The sequence below is a fragment of the Mycolicibacterium aubagnense genome, from assembly GCF_010730955.1.
Lineage (GTDB): Bacteria > Actinomycetota > Actinomycetes > Mycobacteriales > Mycobacteriaceae > Mycobacterium > Mycobacterium aubagnense.
Genome location: NZ_AP022577.1, coordinates 828,601 through 847,852, shown reverse-complemented (window position 1 = coordinate 847,852; position 19,252 = coordinate 828,601). Strand labels below are relative to the sequence as shown.

The following is a 19,252-nucleotide window of genomic DNA, read 5'->3' as shown; positions in this document are numbered from 1 at the left end:
AGTCCTAACCCGCCGACACCGCAAGAACGCCACTGCGGAAAGCCGGGCCGATGTTGGTCATGACGCGGTCCAACAGCGCGTTGAAGGCGGACCCGTCGTCAACCAAGTCGGGCAGACCTTGGTGGATGAGGTATCGGTCGAGACGCTGTTCGATCGGCCACCCGACATAGCGCCGTCCGGTGAACTCGGAGCCCAGGAATTTCCAGGCGATGGCGTCGAGTAGGTCGCTGGTCAGTTCGAACTCATCGGTGCGTGACATCGGCTTCCTTTCGATCGCACGACGCATTCATTCTTTGGCGCGTGCCCAGGCAGCGATAGTGACCAAGGTCATCAATGCCCGCCCCGCGGCGGGAAATCACAGACGCCCAGAATGACTGAAGCGGGCAGCCCGGCGGTGGATTAGGTGCTCATGACCCCGCGTGCGATGCGGCTGCCCTGCCACTCGGACGGGTTCGGTTTAGAACACCGCTCTCGTGACATCGACCAGCGGCGACGGTGAATCCAGGCAGTGCCAGGAAGAACTGCCATGGCAACGATGTGAAGCCGAGCGGGCCACTCAGCCGGGACACCGTCAGCGCAATACCGAGCCCGATCACCGCCATCGTGGCCAGTGTGAGTGTCGCAGTGCGGAGAGGTTGTGAACATAGGTGGGAGTGGTCATGGCAGAGGTCTTCGACCTTCATTCGCGTCCGGCGAAAGTGACTGGTGCGCAGGCCTTATCACGCGCCTTGCGCGGTACCCGTGCGAGGTTTCTCGTGGGCGCGCTGTGCCGTTTCCACCCGGTCCTTGATGCCCAACAACATCCCGCGCACGGTGAGAGTAACTGCTGGACCGGCTAATTCGGTGATGAACAGCTGGCCCGGATGACGGAGCCCTGCCCGGGTGCGCACCAGTAGCCGGCATTGGTCGTCGTAATGCGGCTCAAGGTGGAATGACCACACCGCGTGCCAAGGGAATTCCGGCGGAGCTCCACTGAGCACGATCGTCTGGTTTTCGACGATGCGCGATACCGTGAGCACGAGCCCGTACTTCCGTCCGAACCAGCCGGGCGGCGCCAGGCGTACCGGGTCGCCCGGCGAGAGCCGCTGCCAGTCGGGATGAATGGTGGTGTCAACGTGGAATTCGAGCCCCAGCAGGCTTTCGATGGTCTCGAAGGTGTAGAAGCCGGCGCGGTCCTGACCCAGTTGCGTGAGCCATGGCCAGACTGCCTCCACCGGTGCGTCGATCCACACGCCCTCAGTCGACTGAAGTGCGGGGGAGCGAACCAGTTCATCACCCGGAAGCTTATGGCGGCATTCCTGCTTCGTCGTGCCCCAATTGCGGTAGTAGCGCCGTGCGGCGTACAGCAGAGCCGAGATGGCCACAGCTTCCGTCAGATGTGTCCTCGTCATGCGACGACCCTGCACTCGGATCGCCACATCCAACTAGGGCCTTGCGTCCCTTAGTTGTCCACCGACCGCCGACGAACGGCACACAGAGCCGGGCCTTCGGTCCCTACCGTGCCGCTCCGCGACGGTGATCCGATATCGATGGAAACCATCAACCCGCCCGAGGAGTCGCCATGTCATCGAAACTTCCTGTCCAACACCGGCCGCGCTCGTTCTGGCCGGACTTCACCGAGCTGTTTGCCGGCCTGCCGGCCTGGCCCAGCATGCACCCGGTCTTCGACAACCACATCATCCGGGTCGAGGACGAGATGACAGAGGACAACTACCAGGTTCGCGCTGAACTGCCGGGCATCGATCCGGAAAAGGATGTCGATATCACCGTGCGCGACGGCGTCTTGACCATCAAGGCCGAACGCAGCGAGAAGAAGGAATCAAACGGGCGCTCCGAGTTCAGTTACGGCTCGTTCGTGCGTTCGGTGACGCTGCCGTCGGGCGCCGATGAAGATGGCATCAAAGCCGGATACGACAAAGGCATTCTGACGGTCACGGTACCGGTCAGTGCCGTCAAGTCGGCCGAGAAGCACGTGGCGATCGAGCCTGCCAAGTGACCTGTGCCGTGGTCCCGGGTCAATCCCGATGCGGGACCACGGGCACCCAAGTAGAGGGGCGCTCAGATGAGTTTTGGTCAAGCCAGAACGCTTAAGCGCTGGACAGTGTACGTCTCCATCGACGAACGCGATGGCCACACTCGCGCCAAGGCACGCTTGTATTGGAGCGACAAAGAATCGGTGGGTTTTGGCGCGGCGCGGTGCAATCCGGCCGACCGAGACATCAGCGATATCGGAGACGAACTCGCTGTCGCTCGTGCACTTCGCGACCTGGCCGATCAGTTGCTCGTCGCGGCCAGCCACGATATCGCAGTCAGCACTCAACAGCCCGTAACTTCCGTGCACTGACGACCCGTAGCCGGCGCAACTGAGTCGAGCGACGGGAGTTGTGAAATGTCCGGAGTGCTGAGCCGGCCGACCATTGTCACGCTGATGTCACGCTGACGATGAATCCGGCTTTGGATAGGACCACCGCAGCCGAGGTGGTGCGTCCCACGGACAAGATCCGTTGTGCGGGTGTCCGTTACGATGCCGGCGGGCGGCATCAACGTAGCATCCTCGTTGCCGAGTTAGTGGCGCACGACGATGACCGAGCATTCGGTTTGCGTAAAATGCGACAGACCGTTCGCCGGGCCGACCAGCCGTTGGAGGTGGTGGGCGTCAGGCGGTCCGATCACTGCCAACTGGATGGGAACCTCACTGCTGGCGATGAATTCGTCGAGTGACCTGGCGGCCATCCAGCTCTGGACCGGAACATCCGGGTAGCGGGACGACCAGTCTGCGATGATTCTGTCGACGAGTGAATCGCGTGCGGTTGTCTGGGCCGACGACGGTACGAGGACCGCGATCACCCCGGTGTTGCGCAGCGCGGCCTCGCGGAATGCGACCGCCGCAAGCTCGTCATGATCGCCAGAAGTGTTGAAGGACAGAGCAACCCATCCATTGCGACCCGATGAACGTTCGGTGTGCACAGATGTCCCGCTATGCGAGCGGACGATGGCGACCGGACACTGCGCGCGGCTTGCGACAGCTTCGGCGGTCGACCCCAAGACTCTGGCAGCTATCCGATCTATGCCTACCGAACCCACGCACAGGAGAGCGGCAGATCGTGACTCGTCGAGGAGCAGGGTGGTTGGGGCGGTGTGCTTTTGGACAGTCTCGATCTGCACCGGCTTGCCAGTGGCCGCCACTGCGTCTGCTGCGGCCCGCAGTGCCGTATCTGCATGCGCCACCGATGGATCGGCCGTCCCATGCGAGCGTTCGAGATGTGCCGGCGAGAGCGCGGCCACCAACCGTAACGGAACACTTCGGACCATAGCTTCATCAATGGCCCACAGCGCCGCCCGGATAGCCGCATCGGAGCCGTCGATGCCGACGACAACGGGCAGGCCGGCACGAGGGTTCGTCATGCCAACCTCACTTCGTGTCGCACTGGACGCTTTCGCCTCCAGTATCGGCTGGGTCGCTGAACGACGATAGAGACCAAAGGCACCGGTCCATCACGAACGATTCGGACCGGGCCAAAGGCCATTGGAATGCCGATTGGATGACTTTCGGCCACAGTCGTTGCACGCAGCGCTCCGTAAGGTCACGGGCATGTCCCAACTAACGCAACCGATCTCCATCTTGTCGGAGAGTGAATGCTGGAATCTTATGCGCGGAGTCGCGCTGGGACGGCTCGTTACGGTCGTCGACGGTCAGGTCGAGATATTCCCGGTCAACTTCGTCGTGCAAGGCCACAGCGTGCTGTTCCGCACAGCGGAGGGTACCAAGCTCGTCAGCGCTGCGATCAACAAGAACGTGCTGTTCGAAGCCGACGACCACGATGCTGCCGAAGGCTGGAGCGTGGTCATCAGGGGAATGGCCAAGACGCTACGCACCGATGAAGAGATCACCGAGGCTGACCAAGCACAGCTCATTCCATGGATTGCGACCGTGAAGCAGCACTACGTACGAATCCGCCCGCTCAGACTCACCGGTCGCCGATTTTCCTTTGGCCCTGAGCCTGACGTCGAAGCCACAGCTACCTAGCTGTGCGGACCGCCGCGCGGCAGTACAGAGTGAGGAAGACAAGGATCATGGGCGAAAGCTCTGAATCACCCACTGACACAGCGATAGTCACCACGTCGCTGTCAGTACAGCCCAGTCGGTTGACCCAGGTCGCCGCCTGGGTGGGCATAGTCGCGGGCATCGTTTTCATCGTCGCCCTGATCTTTTTCAGCGGCTTCTGTGCCGGAACCTACAGCAGTGGTGGGTACTGGCACGGCGGCTACCGGCATTACCAACCGCAGCAAGGGCCGAGTTGCACCATGGAACCCGGGCCGATGACGGGACCCGGCATGATGGGGCCCACCACACGGTAGGTCTCGGCGGGGTCGCCCGCTGGCCCGATCGGAAGTCCTTCGGGACGCGAAGCCAACTGACTGGCAGGGAACGACGATGACCGTCCGTGACGTGGTTCGGGTGTTCAACAAGCATGTACTGAATCCGCTCATGCTTGTGGCCGCCGGCCGAAAATATTGGTACGCCGGGGTTATCGAGCACACTGGACGACGCTCCGGGAAGAACTACGCGACCCCGGTGGTCATCGAAGAGGTGAGCGGCGGTTTCATCATCCCGCTGCCCTACGGTACGAATGTCGACTGGCTCCGCAATGTTCAGGCCAGGGGACGTGCCACCATCCGGGTTCACGGAGAATCCTTCAACGCCGCCGAACCGGTGATCATCGATGCGCCGACAGCAGCCGGCCTGCTGTCGCCGCATCGCGCGCGTGAATTCGGCAGGTTCGGCATCGCGAACTACCTCAAAATGAGCCGGCAATCTCCGGTAACGCGCTGAAACTCATCGACCAGCCGGGGCGGCCCAATGCCAACATGGGCCGTCCCGGGGTGGTTGCCAAGTGGTGCCCCGATGGAGCGGGTCAGTCGTTGTCCTTCTCCTTGCCATCCGTGCGCGTCAGCGCGCCCTCGGTAGTACGGATGAGGTTGCGGTGGAACTGATATTGCGCAGCGGCCAGAGTGTCGGCCAGGCTGATTGCCGCGTCGACGACCTTGGCCCGCAGCGGATGGATGGCTTCTGGGATCGCCTCGTCCAGGACCTTGTTGAACTGGCGCCACGCTTCGGCTGCGGCGTGCTGACCCATGCGGGCTGATTCGCGGAACTCGTCAAGCACGTCGGTTGACGACGAAGATGGGGAGATCGTGTTCGACGAGGATGTCGACTTCGTGGTTTCGGGCATGCCAGGACCTCTCGATTGAGTGCAATTCGCGTTCCACGCTATCGGCCGCGCGGGCCGGCCTCGTAGCGCCAGAAGTCCTCAGGTGCCATGGTCGATGGTCTCTTCAGGCAGCTTCACGCCACCGATTTGGGGGCGCGGGGCCGTCAGGGCCCGACGGCCTCTGTGACGGTGACGAATGGCCCCGTGACGAGGACGCACTCGGGCTCCTAACGTCGGAGCTGTGCTGCGCCTTCGCTGGCTAGGCGCGAATTTCCCGGCGGAGTTCGAATCGAGGGTCAAGATGTCGAGTGGGTCAGCAGATCGAGGAATTCTGGTCGGAGTCGACGGGTCGCCCTGGTCCGACGCGGCGGTGCGCTGGGCAGCCCGTGAGGCGGGCCTGCGAAACGTCGCGTTGTCTGTGGTGCATGTGTTGCCGACGCCCATGGGCGGTTGGGGAGGTTGGGGCATCACCGCGACACCGCTCCCGGAGGATTTCTTCCAACAGCTGGAATCGGAGGGTCGACGAATCATCGCCGACGCCATCCGTGTTGCCAAGGAAGCGGTCGGCGACACCGCAGACATTCACGTGCGCGGCGACGTGCTCTACTCGCCGAGCGTGCCGACCCTGGTCGAGCTGAGCAGTGACTCACAGATGGTGGTGGTGGGCTGCCGCGGTCAGGGCCGCCTCCAACGTGTCTTGTTGGGCTCAATCAGCACTGCGCTGGTGCATCACGCTCATTGCCCGGTCGCCGTCATCCACGATGAAGCTGCGGCGGGACCGCAGGCGCCGGTGGTGGTGGGCATCGACGGTTCGCCGGCCTCGGAGTTGGCCACCGCTATCGCCTTTGACGAAGCCTCATGGCGCGGAGCCGAATTGGTGGCCCTGCACGCCTGGAGCGATGCCGATTCGTCGGAGTTCCCCGCGGAGCAGTGGTCGGTTGTCCGTCCCAGAACCGAAGAAGAGTTGGCCGAGCGGCTGGCTGGGTGGCAGGAACGCTATCCCGATGTGCGGGTGCGCCGAGTGGTGGTCTTGGATCAACCGGCTCGCCATCTGCTCGCTGAGGCCGAGTCGGCTCAGCTGATCGTCGTGGGTAGCCATGGCCGGGGAGGATTCGTCCGGATGCTGCTCGGATCGGTGAGCACTGCAGTGGTTCAGGCGGCCCGTGTTCCCGTCATCGTGGCGCGGCAACGCTAGTCCGGCGCTCGTGCCGGAACCTCACGACCCATTCGTTGGTACTCATTGGGAGCACTCATCTTTGGGGACTGCCGACGCTTCGGCTGTTCAGGAGTTGATGAGCCCCGACTGCAGGAGCGCGGCGTCGACGAACTGCTGCACTGGCCGCGACTCGAAGAATCCCGTGTGTCCGCCCTGATACCAGACGATTTCGGGCCGGCCCCAGTGCTCCCAGAGGCGTACCACCTGCTCGCGCGGATGCACCAGTTGATCGGCGATACCGGCGTAAATGAAGCGGCCGGGGAAGGGGACGCGCGGAGTCAACGACAGTGGCGAGACCATTCGGCCCAGCGGCGCCGCCAGGTTCACCGTCTCGCGACGTGGGTCGCTGTGCTTCATCCCGGCATGGCGCCCGAGTAGTTCGGTCATGTCGGCGACCGGGACACCGAGAATTGCGCACGTGAGGCCATCGTCAAGGCTGGCGACGAGCGAAGTGATGTAGCCGCCGAGGGAGATGCTGTTCATGCCGATCGGCGAGTCGGGCTCTTGCGTGCGTATCCAGGACAGGAGCCGCCGTACGTCCCACACTGCCTGGGCCGTGGCGTGGACATCGTCGAGCACGTCCTGGCCGGGGAACGCCGCGCCCGACGGGAGACCACGGGCCCGCGGGCCGTGCATGGGAAGGACGGGCAGCACAAGATTCAGGCCGAGATCCTCATGCAGGTGCCACGCCCGGAAGAGCGCGAGGTCGAGCCTGCCGCGACCCATCATGGCGCCGTGTACACACACCAGCCACGGGCGTGGTTCGTGGTGCCGCAATAGCAAGGCATATTCACGGTGGTTGGCGGAATAGCCGAGCCATCGTTCACGGCCAGGCTCGCCGATTGTCGGCTCGTATCCGCTGTCGAACACGATGCGTTCGAAGGACCGGCCATAGGATTCCACCGGCCGGATGGTGGCGTCGGTGAGCGGCGGTGGCGCGGCGAAGAACTCTTCAGGATTATCCAAACATCCTTGTTGACCGTAGAATTCGATGCCGGCGCGCACCTCGCGATTGATTTGCTCGAACAGTTGTGGGTCCCCAAGGGGCTGAAGGATCCGAATGCCGGTGAGAACAATTTCGTCGCGGAACGCTTGCGTGGCCAGTGCAAGCGTGGGGCGTGCCACCGGAAGCGCATCGGGACGGTGTTCCAGATACTCCTGCCAGGATCGAGCGTAGTAGCGGCCGGCTCGTCGAAACGGCCGGATGACGTGGCCCAGCGCCCGGTAACCACGCGAGGGCAGGTCGGCTGGAACCGCCCGTGGCCCGTCGTCGTGCGCAGGTGCTGTCATGTCGACGACCGTAATTCGGGGCGTATTGACGGCCTAGGGGATTAGGTCCCGGCTGCAGCGGCCAATTGCCGGTTTCCCGAAAATTGCCGTGGGACAACGGTATTGTTGCAGTTGATCGCACTCGGATACCGAGCTTTGCGGGAATTGGGGCTGACCTGATGAATCCGGTGGAGCCGCTGGACGCGGCGATGCTTACGGCGGAGTTGCTCTCCGATCCACTACACGTGGCTGTGTTGCTGATTCTGGCACCACCCGCCACGGCTGGGCCCGGATACGTCGATGAACTGTTTGAGCAGGGCCTTGCTGACACCACTGACATGGATCCGCGGTTTCGCCGGCATCCACACATCGGCCTTGACACCGCAGGCTTCTGGATGTGGCGCACGGATGAATGCGTCGACATGCGAGATCATCTGGAGCGCCGAACCTTACCCGCCGGCGCAGACCGCGATGCGTTGTGGAAGTTGGTGAGCGAGTTGCACAGCGAGCCGCTCGCCCGGTCGCGACCGATGTGGATCGCCTATCTGATCGACGGTCTAGAGGACGGTCGCTTCGCCTTGTACCTCAAGGTGCACCACACCGTGATCGACGGTGTCGCCGGAATGAAGATGATCGGTCGCGCGCTGACTACCGATCCCGAGTGCCGGGGCGCGCCACCGTTCTTCGCCGTGCGACAGGAGCCGGACCAGGGCCGTGGTGGCGCTTACCGATTGCTTCGGAACCCTGTGGAGCTGGCGCACACGGCGGCGCATGGCGTCATCTCAGGCTTGGGTTTTGCTCGCGAACTTGCGATGGGCGAAATATCAACGGCGATCGCGAGTATCGGCGCCGGAGTGGCCGTACTGCCGTTCGGGGCCCCGTACACCCGATTCAACGGCCGCCTTGGCCGAGAACGGGCATTTGCCGGCGTGAGTCTGCCCAAGTCTCGCATCGGGGCGATCCGGGATGCCGCCGGGGTGACCGGCAACGACGTGCTGACCGCCGTGGTGGCCGGCGTTCTGCGTGAGTGGCTCGCGGGTCTCGGTGAGCTCCCGGACCGGTCGTTGGTGGCGATCTGCCCTATCACGGTGCGGGCGCGCGAGGGACAGGAACGCCCGGCTGACGAGCGTCGTGCAAACCTGTTCGGCCTCGAATTGTGTTCGCTGGGCACTCACCTCGGAGATGACGTTGACCGCCTGGCACATATCCATCGGGCGATGGGCTGGGCGAAGTCTCAAGTGGCCCGACGAGGCGCGAATGTCACGACGCTCCTGCTCGCTCCGAGTATCGGGCCGACGGTGTTGTCTCCGCTGATGCCATTTGCGCCGCGGCTACGTCGCGGCTACAACGTGTCGATCTCGCATGTCCCCGGGCCGAAGAGTGAGATGTACTGGAATGGCGCTCATCTCGAGGAGATCTACCCCGTATCGACGGCGATCGACGGTCAGGCCCTGAACGTGACCACGTGCTCGTACGCCGACCGGGTGATGTTCGGGTACATATCTGGGCGGCGGGTCATGCCCGATATCGAGTCCGTAGTGCCGCTGACCGAATATGTGCTGACAGAGTTGGAGGCCGCGCTCGCACGCCGGGGCCGGCGCCGTTAGCCATTGATAGGCCAAGAGATGGCTCGGCTTCGGGGTTCCTGTTGCTGCAGGGACTGAAGTCATCTCGAGCCAGGTCTTATGCATGTCGCATCCGGTGAATTACCAGGGTAGGCAGAAGTAGAACACATGATAATCGGGCGGAAGGCTCACGATGTACTTGAAAGACGACACGGCGCTCGTCGAGGATATTCTCGAAGAGTTGAAGGCTGACCCGGCGATCGAGTGCTCCCGTATCGGGGTCACCGCGGCTGACGGAGTGGTGACGCTGACGGGAGCTGTGCCCACATGTTGGCAGAAACACGAAGCAGTCCAAGCGATTTGGCGTGTACTGGGGGTTCGCGCCTTGGCGGATGACCTGCGCGTCGAAGTACTCGGAACCCATGTCCGCAATGACACCGATATCGCAGCGGCAGCGGCGACGGTGTTGCAGTCGCACAGCGATCTACCCGATACCATTGAAGCGACTGTTCGCGACGGCATCGTCACGTTGACGGGCAAGGTGGACTGGCACTTTCAGCGTGCTGCCGCGGCGAACGCCGTCAAGAACATTCGCGGTGTCAAAAACGTGCGTAACAACATGGATATCAATGACGCACCAAAGGTCGCCGACGTGCGGGAGCGGATCCGGATGGAATTGGCACGCACGGTGAACGCCGAAGTCAACAACATCGTCGTCGAAACCGGCGACGGCACTGTGACTTTGAGGGGCACGGTGCGTTCGGAGTCCGATGCGGACGCGGCGCGCCATGCTGCTTGGGCAGTTCCAGGAGTCAAAAGCGTGAAGGACCTGCTTCACGTTTCATAGCTGCAGCTACCGCAGCCCGTCGGTAATCCAACTGTTGGCTTGCTGGACGTGACCCGCAGGGAACTGGCGGATTTGCGCCGAGACGACATGCGAGGCTAGATGCTGGGTGACTCCGGCGACGGGCAAATCGGTGACGATGGCGATCTTCTTCACGTGTCGGTGATGATCATGCACGAACCGGACGTGACTGACCATCGCGCCGTAGCTGTCCCACCCGGGGAACCGTGGCGCATCGATGATAAGGCCGTCGAGATCACCATCTTGCTCGATCTTTGGGTCGACAGCTCTGGCAAGCGCAGCAAAATCGCCTGTGCTCAAGGCCGATTCAGGCCGAACGGTAAGGATTGAGTGATCTGTGTCCCAATGCTGATCGATCATGGCTGCTCCTCGGGCGACGGTGGCCCTCATCATCGGCTCATAGTTTCCTGCGCGGCAACAGGCGAAAGTCCCCAATATCTGGGAGACCGCTGAATCATGAGCCAAAGGGGAGCGTGATCAGCGGGCCCTCACCTTGCCCGTCACCCTCGTCCGCACGCTCGGCCGGACTTGCCGCGGCTTGACACAAATCGGCGAACATCTGCTCGGGGAAACGACGCGCTGCGATGCGCCGCCGGATCCACAAACACCCTGTCGCGTAATTGACCACCCGTAAGTATTCGGGTCGGAGCAGCGACAACTGAACGAAGTGGGCGTAGCGTGAAGTTACGCGATTGCGTGTGCGGAGGTGCGGAGCAGGGTGAACACCACCGAAGACGGCACCGGTTCGGTGTTTTCGCGGCTGAGCCGGCGGGGGCTGTTCGGCGAGATGCATGAACAACTCGACGAGCTTTTGGCTGGACGCGACCAGATGGAGTCGTTGCTGCGCGTGATCGTCGGCATCGGTGGGGACCTGGATCTGGACACGACCTTGCACAGGATCATCGATGCTGCGATCGAGTTGACCGGGTCACGCTATGGCGCGCTGGGCGTGAGGGGGCCTGATGGCATGCTCGATGCGTTCCTGTTCAAGGGGATCGGCGCCGAATTGCAGGCGCGTATCGGGCATCTCCCGGTCGGTAAAGGCGTGCTGGGCGTGTTGCTGGACCGTACCGAGCCGCTGCGCGTCGACGATCTGACCCAACATCCCGCAGCGGTCGGATTCCCCGAACACCACCCGCCGATGCGTGCGTTTCTAGGCATGCCGATTGTCATCCGAAGTGAGGTGTACGGCAGCCTGTACGTCACGGACGATCGGGCCGGCTATGTGTTCACCGAATCCGATGAGAACGCCATCCGGGCACTGGGTTCGGCGGCCGGCGTGGCTATCGACAACGCCCGCTTGTTCGAAAGGCAGCGGGCTTCGGCCCGCTGGATGAACGCCGGGCGGGAAATCACCTCAACTCTGCTGTCGGCAACCTCGCCAGAGCCACCACTTCAGATGATCGCCGAGCGGGTCCGCGAACTGGCCGACGCAGAGCAGGTCATCGTGTTGATCCCGAACGACATCGACCGGCCGGGCGTATCTGTCGACGCGCTTGCTGTGGTCGCGGCGGCGGGCGAGCACAGCGCCGAGCTGCCGATCGGTTATCGGGTGCCAATCGATGAGTCCACCAGTGGTGAGGTGTTCCGGTCGGGAACTGCGGTGATCACCGAGACCTTCCGCCATCTCATTCCAACCTTCTCCGACCTCGGCGAGCGCCCGACGATGGCGGTGCCGCTACGTTCCGCGGATCGGGTGACCGGAGTTCTTGCGTTGGTGCGGAGTTTCGACCGACCTCGGTTCACGTCAGATGACCTGAGCTGGGTGGTGGCTTTCGCCAATCACGCAGTAGTGGCCCTTACCCTGGCCGAGGCCAGTGAACAAGCCCGTGAGCTCACTATCCTCGCTGACCGTGAACGAATCGCTCGCGACCTGCATGACCACGTCATCCAGCGCTTGTTTGCCGCCGGGATGGATCTGCAGGGCACAGTCGCCCGGGTCCATTCACCGGAGATCATCGCTCGGCTCACCCGCACCATCGACGAACTCCAGTCGACCATCACCGAAATTCGCACGACGATCTTCCATCTGCAGTCGGCGTCGGGCGGCGCAATCGGCTTCCGGGAGCGCATTCAGGCGACAGCGGTCGAGCTGACCGAACACTGCGACCTGACCACGACCGTACGTATTCGCGGGCCCCTGACGGTCGTCAGTGCCGAACTTTCTGACCACGCGCATGCCGTTGTCGCAGAAGCGATCAGCAACGCGGTGCGCCATTCCGGGGCCAGTTCTTTGACCGTCGAGGTCAACGTTGCCGACGAGTTGGTGATCAATGTCCTCGACGATGGCAGGGGTATCCCCGCCGACAATCACCGACGCAGCGGTCTGGAGAACATGAGTCGGCGGGCTCAACAACTCGGCGGAACGTGCGAGTTCCTGACGCCGGCGTCCGGTGGCACTCACGTCTGTTGGACTGTCCCACTCGAACTCGAATCCTGACGAGCACACATCGTGGTGTCGCCAGGCGGTGCGTCAGGAGATGACCGATGACCCTGTGGCGAGCGGCCGGATCTACGCAGCATGGACATAGGCCTGAACAGCACGACGACTGGAGTTTCTCATGACCGAACCTATTCCCCGCGGAGACGACGCGGACCTGGCTGAGCAGGGGCAGTCTGTCGGAGACACCTTGGCGGATGCCGACGAAACGTGGGTGAATGGCGTTGTGCAGCAATGGGATGCCGACCTCGCGGACACGCTCGATCAACACCGTCCGATTCCCGAATTTGACGACGATCGGCGGCCGGCGGAGTAATCGCCACCGCCCGCCGGCACCGTCGAGCCCCCGACCACTACTCAGCCGCTCAGCAGCATGAGGTTCCCCAGTCGCCGGGTATGCATCGCAGCGGATGCGACATCGACAAGTCGAGCGATGCCGTGCTCGATACCGCGGGCCAGTTCGTCGACGTCAAGTTGCGCGTCGTAGTCACCAATGACGCCGAAGGTCAGGTGGTCGGCGTAGCTCAAGATTGCAATACCCGTGCGCATACCGACTGCGATGGGCGGTACCGGCACGAGGTCGATGATCTGACGGTCCAAGATACGCATTCGTTCTCGCGGTCCGGAGACGTTGGTGGCCACGGCGACCACACCATGTTGTGGCAGTCGTCCGAGCAGTCGTACAGCCGATGCCATGATCGGAAACGGCACCAGGTTGGCCGCCGCGACCACCCACGAACCCGCCTGACGCTGGCCGCTGTGCTTTGCAGTGGACAATCGCCGGTGCACGAGCCGAAGCTGTTCGAGCGGATCTGAACGATCGACCGGCAGGTCCGGCAGCAACAGCGAGACCCGGTTGTCGGGCACGTGGTGGAGTTCGGGGGGCCGGACGGAAACCGGTACCAAGGTGCGGATCGGTCCGGCTGAGGGCTGCATGTTGCGACGCAACATAGCTGAGCGGAATCCGTCGGTGATGGCCGCGAGGGCCACGTCATTCACGGTGACGCCGAAGCGCTTGCTGATCAACTGAACATCACTCAGCGAGACCTGAACGGCGCTGAAACGGCGCAGATCGCTGAGCTGCCCGTTGAGCTGTTGCGCAGGGGCGGTGAGCATGCCGGCGACGATCTGAGCGGCCCCGAAGGCCACGCGCACGCCACCGCGGGCAGTCGACGTCAGCATTCGCCACGCATCGTTGCCGAGCGCTATCGGGTTGAAACCGTGGAGCGGACCACGGCTCGATCGCGACGCGACGTCTGGCACTTCGTCATGCGGGTCCGCCTGGTCGTCGCAGACGGCGGCGAGCAGGGCAGCCGCCGATACGCCGTCGGCGATGCAGTGGTGCAGCTTGACCAGCATCGCCCATCGGCCGTCGCGCAGACCGTCAAGCACCCAGGCTTCCCACAAGGGACGCGACCGGTCGAGCCGGCGCTCCATCACGTCCGCAACGGCCCGGTAGACGGCGGCGTCGTCACCCGGAGCAGTCACGGTATGCCTGCGAACGTGGTGGCCAATGTCGAAATGGGGTGCGGTAACCCACTGCGGGGCACTGATGTCGAGTGGATACGAATGCAACACCTGACGCATGCGCGCAATCGTGGCCGACCGTTCATCGAGGGCGGCCTGAAGTTCTGCAAAATCCGGGGCCGGACCCTCCAGAACGGCGAGCACCGCAACAGCCAGGCTCGCATGGGGGTCCGAATCCTCGGCCTGCAGGAATCCGGCGTCGAGCGCTGTCAGCCGGTCGTTCATCGGCGTGCTTCCACAGCGTGCCCGTCTCCTGGTGCGTATTCCATCGCGCGATGCCGGAGGAGTGCGCCGACGCCGTCGGTGAGGGTCAGGTCGCGGGTTGCGTACGCGATGGCCGATCGGCCGGCGATGGCCGCAAACGGCAGTGCTTCGTCCGCGCGGGCAACAGCGCTGGGAGCTTGGCCGAGATCCGAGAGCGTGTCGGCATCGGTGGCGACCGTTGTCGGACCGGTCCCGAGCAGTACGGCGGCGGCGCCCAGGTCGCCGATCAGCAGCGTGTCCACGTTGCCGTCACGTAAGGCTGCGCACACCGACCTCAGCCCGTCCACTGCCCGCCCCGATTGGTTGCCCCGTTCTTGAGCGAAAGTTTCTGTGAGCTGGTGCATCTCGGTGGTGTGCCGGGTGCGCAGCACTTCTTCGATGAACTCGTGAGCGTCATGGTCCGACAGACGTTGTCCTGACGTCCCAGAGGGCAGTGCGACCACCGATGCCGCCAGACGCTTGGGTAGTTCCGCTGTCATTTCGGCGCGGGTGCGCACCTGTCCCGACACGAAAATCACTGCGGCGCCGATCTCGTCGGCAAGTTCGGTGACTCGGGCGGCAACGGCGCGGACATTGATGCGGACCGCCTCCTCCACGTTGTGCTGGAAGTCGCCATAACCATTCCAACCGGCAGTTGCCGCCTTGTGCACCGGATACCCGTCGCCCTGCAGCGTTTCGCGACGAACTCTGCGGTGGTTCTGATGCACGGTCAGCTCCGCACCTTCCCGGTCGACCGCGACCAACAAGTAGTTGGGGTGCCAAAGGTCTCCGTTCATGAGCGGCAGCACATAGGGCAGCTGAGACACCCGGGTCAGCGGCAACCCGGACCGTGGATAGCCCGCGGCCGCGGCGATGTGCACGGCGTCGGCGCTGGTAATCAGCCCGCGCGGGCCGGCAAGCGATAGTTGTTGCCGCACTGCTGGTTCCAGGGTCGCGATGATCGTGTTGTCGGCTCCTTGGTGGAGCAGATCACGACGGATGTCCTGCCATGTCGCGTCCATGCGCTCCTGTCCGTCGGGCACGTTGAGTGCGATGTCGAAGTAGACCGACGCGAACGGTCCGTGGTGGCCGAGCAACGGACGGAACGGTGTGGTGTCCACGAAAAACTCCCATCGGCATCGCGCGAAGCGCACGAGGTTGGTGTTGCGATCTTGTCGACTGATGCTGAACCTCCCTGTACCGGATGGGCAGGGCTGATCGGCCGCAGTCCGAAGGACCTTCGGCAGTAGCAGTACGCGGCCGTCGGACGGGATGGACCGAAGTCCCTTTGGTCCATGGCGAGTGACTCTTTCAGGCAGGCACTCGGCTGGTTGAACATCGATATCGACAGCCATCTCGACGCTGGGATACGTGCTGCTGTGGTTGCGTCCATCAAGGTGGTGTACGAGTCGGACCTGATCAGCGGTACCGGCGTGTCGTAGCCGAGTGATTGAAGGTCATCGCGTGATTCTTCGAGAGACCGTCCAAAGTCACTCGAGCAAAGGAATCGACGCGATGACCACTGCCCACAATATCGATCTGCCCACTGTGCTGGCCGAACGACTCACCACTGCCCATCCCGACGTGCTGCGCGAGCTGCTGGCCACGTTCATCCACACCCTGATGGGCGCCGAAGCCGACGCCCTATGCGGTGCCGGCTACGGCGAACGCTCGGCTGAGCGCACCAATTCCCGCAACGGCTACCGACACCGTCAATTCGACACCCGTGCAGGGACTTTGGATCTTGCGATCCCGAAGCTGCGGCAAGGATCCTACTTCCCGGACTGGCTGCTGGAGCGCCGTAAACGCGCCGAGCGGGCCCTGACCACGGTGGTGGCGACGTGTTACCTGCTTGGTGTCTCGACGCGGCGGATGGACAAGCTGGTCGAGACCCTGGGCATCACGTCGTTGTCGAAGTCGCAGGTGTCGGTGATGGCCAAGGAACTCGACGCCGCCGTGGAGGCGTTCCGGACCCGGCCGCTCGATGCCGGCCCGTATACGTTCGTCGCTGCGGACGCTCTGGTGCTCAAGGTGCGTGAAGCCGGCCGGGTGGTCAACGTGCACGCCCTGATCGCCGTCGGGGTCAACGCCGAGGGCTACCGCGAGATCCTGGGAATCGATGTCACGACCGCTGAGGACGGGCGGGCTGGTTGACGTTCTGGCGGTCGTTGACCGCCCGCGGCCTGTCCGGGGTCAAACTGGTCACCAGCGACGCCCACGCCGGGCTGGTCGCCGCCATCGGGGCCACCCTGCCCGGAGCGGCGTGGCAGCGCTGCAGAACCCACTACACGACCAACCTGATGTCCGTCACTCCCAAGAGTTCGTGGCCCTGGGTGCGCACCCTGCTGCACTCGGTGTTCGACCAACCTGACGCTGAATCCGTTGCTGCTCAATATGATCGGATCATCGACGCATTGTCCGACAAGCTGCCCAATGTCGCCGATCACCTCGAAGCGGCGCGGCCGGATCTGCTGGCGTTCACCGCGTTCCCCAAGCAGATCTGGCGCCAGATCTGGAGCAACAATCCCCAGGAACGACTCAACAAGGAGATCCGCCGGCGCACCGACGTCGTGGGCATCTTCCCCGACCGCGCGGCCCTGATCCGTCTCGTCGGAGCAGTGCTGGCCGAACAACACGACGAATGGGCCGAGTCGCGGCGCTACCTCGGCCTCGACGTTCTGAGCAAATCACGCACCGTCAACGACACCCCAACCGAACAGGAGGCTACCCCCGCGGCACTGCCCGCCTGACCCAACTACCTCGAAGAATCACACGACGACGTCATACACCACGTCCCTGGACTTGACCGCTGCTGTGACTGGCTTTCAGCACAGAAAACGGATCGATGGATGATGGATAAGGAGTCGATCGATGTCACCTCGAAACTCGACACAGCATGCACCCCGGCGCGTGTTCCGCGACCGCCGGGAGGCGGGGCGTGCGTTGGCCGAACTGTTGACCGCGTACCGCGACAAGCCGGACGTCGTCGTGCTCGGCTTGGCCAGAGGCGGCATCCCTGTCGCGTGGGAAATCGCCGCTGCGCTCGGCGCACCGTTGGACGCGTTCGTCGTCCGGAAACTGGGTGCACCCGGACACGAGGAATTCGCGATGGGGGCACTGGCGAGCGGAGGTCGTGTCGTCATCAACGATGACGTGGTTCGAGCCCTGCGGGTTTCGCCGCAGCGGCTGTCCGAAATCGCCGAGCGGGAGGGCCGTGAACTGCAGCGGCGGGAAGTCGCCTATCGCGACGGCCGACCGCCGGTCGACGTCACCGGCAAGACCGTCATCGTGGTCGATGACGGACTGGCGACCGGTGCCAGCATGTTCGCTGCTGTGCAGGCGCTGCGGGAGGCAGACCCGAAAGAGATCGTGGTGGCGGTGCCCGCGGCCTCTGAATCGAGCTGCCGGCAGTTCGCCGGCCTCGTCGAGGACGTCGTGTGCGCCAGCATGCCGTCGCCATTTCGTGCAGTAGGCGAATCCTTCTGGGATTTCAGCCAAGTCAGCGATTCGGAAGTGCGAGAGCTGCTGGCGACACCTACGCTGCGTCCGGCGGTCGGCACCCGCTTGCGGGGGAAGACTCCTGCCGAGGTCATAGGCGCCGCGGCGATCGATGCGCCCGACGGAATCCCACCCACTGAGGTGCTGGAGGAGCTGATCGGTGACGCGAAGGTCGTCCTCATCGGAGAGGCCTCACACGGTACCCACGAGTTCTACGCCGCACGTGCTGCTATCACGAAATGGCTGATCCGCGAGAAAGGCTTTTGTGCTGTTGCGGCAGAAGCGGATTGGCCGGATGCGTACCGGGTGAACAGGTACGTGCGGGGAGCCGGTCACGATGAATCCTCCGACCAGGCACTGAGCGGGTTTGAACGATTTCCGGCCTGGATGTGGCGGAATGTGGTGGTTCGGGATTTCGTCGACTGGCTGCGCCGGCACAATGTCGAGTGCGCGAATCGCAACGAGAGGATGACCGGCTTCTACGGTCTGGACCTGTACAGCCTGCATCGTTCGATGGGCGAGGTGATCGCCTACCTCGACAAGATCGATCCGCGGGCAGCTGCGCGGGCGCGAGAACGCTACTCGTGCTTCGACCACGTCTCGTCGGCCGACGACGGACAGGCATACGGGTTCAAGGCGGCGTTCGGCGCGGGCGCGTCATGTGAACGCCAGGCGATCGAGCAACTCGTCGAAATGCAGCGCAACGCGGTGGAAGTGGCCCGGCGGGACGGTCTACTGCATGAAGACGAGGCGTTCTATGCCCGGCAAAATGCCCAGACGGTTCGTGATGCCGAAGTCTATTACCGCGCAATGTTCGGTGGCCGCGTCGCGTCCTGGAATCTGCGCGACACCCACATGGTTCACACGTTGACCGCGCTGCTGGATCATCTCGGTCGCGACGGTGCGCCGGCACCGAAAATCGTTGTGTGGGCGCACAACTCGCATGTCGGCGATGCGCGCGCGACGGAAGTGGGCAACGACGGGCAGCTCACCCTCGGCCAGCTTGTTCGGGAACGCTATGGAAACGACTGCCGTCTCATCGGCTTCAGCACCTACGCGGGCAGTGTTACGGCGGCCAGCGAATGGGGTGGCATCGCCGAACGCAAGGCGGTACGTCCGGCGCTCAACGGCAGCATAGAAGAGCTCTTGCACGAAGTGGGTAGGGAATCGTTCTTCGTCTCGCCGTTGATCACCGATGCGGCCGCCGAGCCGCTTTCGGTGGTACGCCTCGGACGTGCCATCGGCGTGATCTATCTGCCTGCCACCGAACGGCAGAGCCACTATTACCACGTACGGCCGGCTGACCAATACGACGCGATGATCCACATCGATCGGACCCGCGCGCTCGAACCGCTGGAACCGACAAGCGTCTGGCATGCGGGCGAAACTCCCGAAACGTATCCGTCCGGACTGTGA

Annotated in this window: 20 protein-coding genes and 2 pseudogenes; 14 read left to right on the top strand and 8 right to left on the bottom strand. The window is 63.5% G+C overall.

What is annotated here, in order from left to right; translation table 11 throughout:
• Positions 1-4 precede the first annotated feature (4 nt).
• Both G6N59_RS04275 and G6N59_RS04270 read right to left on the bottom strand, forming a co-directional pair.
• Positions 5-259 carry a hypothetical protein gene (locus G6N59_RS04275; protein ID WP_138228358.1) on the bottom strand — a complete coding sequence of 85 codons (255 nt, stop codon included), beginning with the start codon at positions 257-259 and terminating at the stop codon, positions 5-7.
• A gap of 460 nt (positions 260-719) precedes the next feature.
• A complete protein-coding gene (locus G6N59_RS04270; RefSeq protein ID WP_306789617.1) occupies positions 720-1,364 on the bottom strand; it encodes an SRPBCC family protein in 645 nt (214 codons plus the stop codon).
• A gap of 197 nt (positions 1,365-1,561) precedes the next feature.
• On the opposite strand from G6N59_RS04270, the gene G6N59_RS04265 reads away from it, so the two are divergent.
• The 3 genes and pseudogenes from G6N59_RS04265 to G6N59_RS31005 all read left to right on the top strand — a co-directional run.
• A complete protein-coding gene (locus tag G6N59_RS04265; RefSeq protein WP_138228359.1) occupies positions 1,562-1,996 on the top strand; it encodes an Hsp20/alpha crystallin family protein in 435 nt (144 codons plus the stop codon).
• 66 nt (positions 1,997-2,062) lie between these two features.
• Positions 2,063-2,344, top strand: a complete 282-nt coding sequence (locus G6N59_RS04260) for a DUF1876 domain-containing protein (RefSeq protein ID WP_138228360.1) — start codon at positions 2,063-2,065, stop codon at positions 2,342-2,344.
• A 98-nt stretch (positions 2,345-2,442) separates the two neighbouring features.
• Positions 2,443-2,551 (top strand): annotated as a pseudogene (locus tag G6N59_RS31005) (1-phosphofructokinase family hexose kinase); the annotation flags it as partial.
• Between the two features lie 14 nt (positions 2,552-2,565).
• On the opposite strand, the gene G6N59_RS04250 reads toward G6N59_RS31005, so the two are convergent.
• Positions 2,566-3,405 carry a universal stress protein gene (locus tag G6N59_RS04250; protein ID WP_138228361.1) on the bottom strand — a complete coding sequence of 280 codons (840 nt, stop codon included), beginning with the start codon at positions 3,403-3,405 and terminating at the stop codon, positions 2,566-2,568.
• A 187-nt stretch (positions 3,406-3,592) separates the two neighbouring features.
• On the opposite strand from G6N59_RS04250, the gene G6N59_RS04245 reads away from it, so the two are divergent.
• The 3 genes from G6N59_RS04245 (at position 3,593) to G6N59_RS04235 (ending at position 4,834) form a co-directional block, all read left to right on the top strand.
• Positions 3,593-4,027, top strand: coding sequence for a pyridoxamine 5'-phosphate oxidase family protein (locus G6N59_RS04245; protein ID WP_138228362.1), 435 nt, complete (start codon positions 3,593-3,595; stop codon positions 4,025-4,027).
• Positions 4,028-4,074: 47 nt separating this feature from the next.
• Positions 4,075-4,359, top strand: coding sequence for a hypothetical protein (locus G6N59_RS32020; RefSeq protein WP_234884039.1), 285 nt, complete (start codon positions 4,075-4,077; stop codon positions 4,357-4,359).
• A 76-nt stretch (positions 4,360-4,435) separates the two neighbouring features.
• The gene (locus G6N59_RS04235) at positions 4,436-4,834 is read left to right on the top strand and encodes a nitroreductase family deazaflavin-dependent oxidoreductase (protein ID WP_138228363.1); all 399 of its coding nucleotides are present in this window, start codon (positions 4,436-4,438) and stop codon (positions 4,832-4,834) included.
• An 82-nt stretch (positions 4,835-4,916) separates the two neighbouring features.
• Here the strand turns inward: G6N59_RS04235 and G6N59_RS04230 are convergent, their stop codons facing one another.
• Positions 4,917-5,234 carry a hypothetical protein gene (locus G6N59_RS04230; protein WP_170212339.1) on the bottom strand — a complete coding sequence of 106 codons (318 nt, stop codon included), beginning with the start codon at positions 5,232-5,234 and terminating at the stop codon, positions 4,917-4,919.
• A gap of 280 nt (positions 5,235-5,514) precedes the next feature.
• On the opposite strand from G6N59_RS04230, the gene G6N59_RS04225 reads away from it, so the two are divergent.
• A complete protein-coding gene (locus tag G6N59_RS04225; protein WP_138228364.1) occupies positions 5,515-6,408 on the top strand; it encodes a universal stress protein in 894 nt (297 codons plus the stop codon).
• Between the two features lie 87 nt (positions 6,409-6,495).
• On the opposite strand, the gene G6N59_RS04220 is transcribed toward G6N59_RS04225, so the two are convergent.
• Positions 6,496-7,719: an alpha/beta hydrolase family protein gene (locus G6N59_RS04220; RefSeq protein ID WP_234884040.1), complete on the bottom strand. Its 1,224-nt coding sequence runs from the start codon at positions 7,717-7,719 to the stop codon at positions 6,496-6,498.
• 158 nt (positions 7,720-7,877) lie between these two features.
• Here G6N59_RS04220 and G6N59_RS04215 point away from each other — a divergent pair, with 158 nt between their 5' ends.
• Complete coding sequence (locus tag G6N59_RS04215) at positions 7,878-9,305, top strand: wax ester/triacylglycerol synthase family O-acyltransferase (RefSeq protein WP_138228365.1); 1,428 nt, start codon at positions 7,878-7,880, stop codon at positions 9,303-9,305.
• 151 nt (positions 9,306-9,456) lie between these two features.
• Entirely contained in the window at positions 9,457-10,110 is a 654-nt protein-coding gene (locus G6N59_RS04210; RefSeq protein ID WP_138228366.1) for a BON domain-containing protein, read from the top strand.
• Between the two features lie 6 nt (positions 10,111-10,116).
• Here the strand turns inward: G6N59_RS04210 and G6N59_RS04205 are convergent, their stop codons facing one another.
• Complete coding sequence (locus G6N59_RS04205) at positions 10,117-10,488, bottom strand: SpoIIAA family protein (RefSeq protein WP_138228367.1); 372 nt, start codon at positions 10,486-10,488, stop codon at positions 10,117-10,119.
• A 427-nt stretch (positions 10,489-10,915) separates the two neighbouring features.
• Between G6N59_RS04205 and G6N59_RS04200 the strand changes: the two genes are divergently transcribed.
• Together G6N59_RS04200 and G6N59_RS04195 are read left to right on the top strand one after the other, a co-directional pair.
• Complete coding sequence (locus tag G6N59_RS04200) at positions 10,916-12,568, top strand: GAF domain-containing sensor histidine kinase (RefSeq protein ID WP_138228376.1); 1,653 nt, start codon at positions 10,916-10,918, stop codon at positions 12,566-12,568.
• A 121-nt stretch (positions 12,569-12,689) separates the two neighbouring features.
• The gene (locus tag G6N59_RS04195; RefSeq protein ID WP_138228368.1) at positions 12,690-12,884 is read left to right on the top strand and encodes an Rv3202a family protein; all 195 of its coding nucleotides are present in this window, start codon (positions 12,690-12,692) and stop codon (positions 12,882-12,884) included.
• 41 nt (positions 12,885-12,925) lie between these two features.
• Here G6N59_RS04195 and G6N59_RS04190 read toward each other — a convergent pair whose 3' ends face one another.
• Both G6N59_RS04190 and G6N59_RS04185 read right to left on the bottom strand, forming a co-directional pair.
• Complete coding sequence (locus tag G6N59_RS04190; protein ID WP_138228369.1) at positions 12,926-14,320, bottom strand: wax ester/triacylglycerol synthase family O-acyltransferase; 1,395 nt, start codon at positions 14,318-14,320, stop codon at positions 12,926-12,928.
• A complete protein-coding gene (locus tag G6N59_RS04185) occupies positions 14,317-15,459 on the bottom strand; it encodes an Rv2629 family ribosome hibernation factor (RefSeq protein ID WP_138228370.1) in 1,143 nt (380 codons plus the stop codon). Before G6N59_RS04185 ends, G6N59_RS04190 begins: the two co-directional genes overlap by 4 nt.
• Before the next feature lie 174 nt (positions 15,460-15,633).
• On the opposite strand from G6N59_RS04185, the gene G6N59_RS04180 reads away from it, so the two are divergent.
• The 3 genes and pseudogenes from G6N59_RS04180 (at position 15,634) to G6N59_RS04170 (ending at position 19,252) form a co-directional block, all read left to right on the top strand.
• Positions 15,634-15,780 (top strand): hypothetical protein, encoded by a 147-nt coding sequence (locus G6N59_RS04180; RefSeq protein ID WP_163910702.1) that lies wholly within the window; start codon positions 15,634-15,636, stop codon positions 15,778-15,780.
• 73 nt (positions 15,781-15,853) lie between these two features.
• A pseudogene (locus G6N59_RS04175) lies at positions 15,854-17,088 on the top strand (IS256 family transposase).
• Between the two features lie 121 nt (positions 17,089-17,209).
• Complete coding sequence (locus G6N59_RS04170) at positions 17,210-19,252, top strand: erythromycin esterase family protein (RefSeq protein WP_138230973.1); 2,043 nt, start codon at positions 17,210-17,212, stop codon at positions 19,250-19,252.

Bases quoted from the DNA above. Each gene is read 5' to 3' on its own strand.
- G6N59_RS04230 (WP_170212339.1), bottom strand. From the start codon at position 5,234: ATGCCCGAAACCACGAAGTCGACATCCTCGTCGAACACGATCTCCCCA.
- G6N59_RS04265 (WP_138228359.1), top strand. From the start codon at position 1,562: ATGTCATCGAAACTTCCTGTCCAACACCGGCCGCGCTCGTTCTGGCCG.
- G6N59_RS04170 (WP_138230973.1), top strand. From the start codon at position 17,210: ATGTCACCTCGAAACTCGACACAGCATGCACCCCGGCGCGTGTTCCGC.
- G6N59_RS04195 (WP_138228368.1), top strand. From the start codon at position 12,690: ATGACCGAACCTATTCCCCGCGGAGACGACGCGGACCTGGCTGAGCAG.
- G6N59_RS04235 (WP_138228363.1), top strand. From the start codon at position 4,436: ATGACCGTCCGTGACGTGGTTCGGGTGTTCAACAAGCATGTACTGAAT.
- G6N59_RS04220 (WP_234884040.1), bottom strand. From the start codon at position 7,719: ATGACAGCACCTGCGCACGACGACGGGCCACGGGCGGTTCCAGCCGAC.
- G6N59_RS04190 (WP_138228369.1), bottom strand. From the start codon at position 14,320: ATGAACGACCGGCTGACAGCGCTCGACGCCGGATTCCTGCAGGCCGAG.
- G6N59_RS04260 (WP_138228360.1), top strand. From the start codon at position 2,063: ATGAGTTTTGGTCAAGCCAGAACGCTTAAGCGCTGGACAGTGTACGTC.
- G6N59_RS32020 (WP_234884039.1), top strand. From the start codon at position 4,075: ATGGGCGAAAGCTCTGAATCACCCACTGACACAGCGATAGTCACCACG.
- G6N59_RS04215 (WP_138228365.1), top strand. From the start codon at position 7,878: ATGAATCCGGTGGAGCCGCTGGACGCGGCGATGCTTACGGCGGAGTTG.
- G6N59_RS04180 (WP_163910702.1), top strand. From the start codon at position 15,634: ATGGCGAGTGACTCTTTCAGGCAGGCACTCGGCTGGTTGAACATCGAT.
- G6N59_RS04275 (WP_138228358.1), bottom strand. From the start codon at position 259: ATGTCACGCACCGATGAGTTCGAACTGACCAGCGACCTACTCGACGCC.
- G6N59_RS04205 (WP_138228367.1), bottom strand. From the start codon at position 10,488: ATGATCGATCAGCATTGGGACACAGATCACTCAATCCTTACCGTTCGG.
- G6N59_RS04245 (WP_138228362.1), top strand. From the start codon at position 3,593: ATGTCCCAACTAACGCAACCGATCTCCATCTTGTCGGAGAGTGAATGC.
- G6N59_RS04225 (WP_138228364.1), top strand. From the start codon at position 5,515: ATGTCGAGTGGGTCAGCAGATCGAGGAATTCTGGTCGGAGTCGACGGG.
- G6N59_RS04200 (WP_138228376.1), top strand. From the start codon at position 10,916: ATGCATGAACAACTCGACGAGCTTTTGGCTGGACGCGACCAGATGGAG.
- G6N59_RS04250 (WP_138228361.1), bottom strand. From the start codon at position 3,405: ATGACGAACCCTCGTGCCGGCCTGCCCGTTGTCGTCGGCATCGACGGC.
- G6N59_RS04210 (WP_138228366.1), top strand. From the start codon at position 9,457: ATGTACTTGAAAGACGACACGGCGCTCGTCGAGGATATTCTCGAAGAG.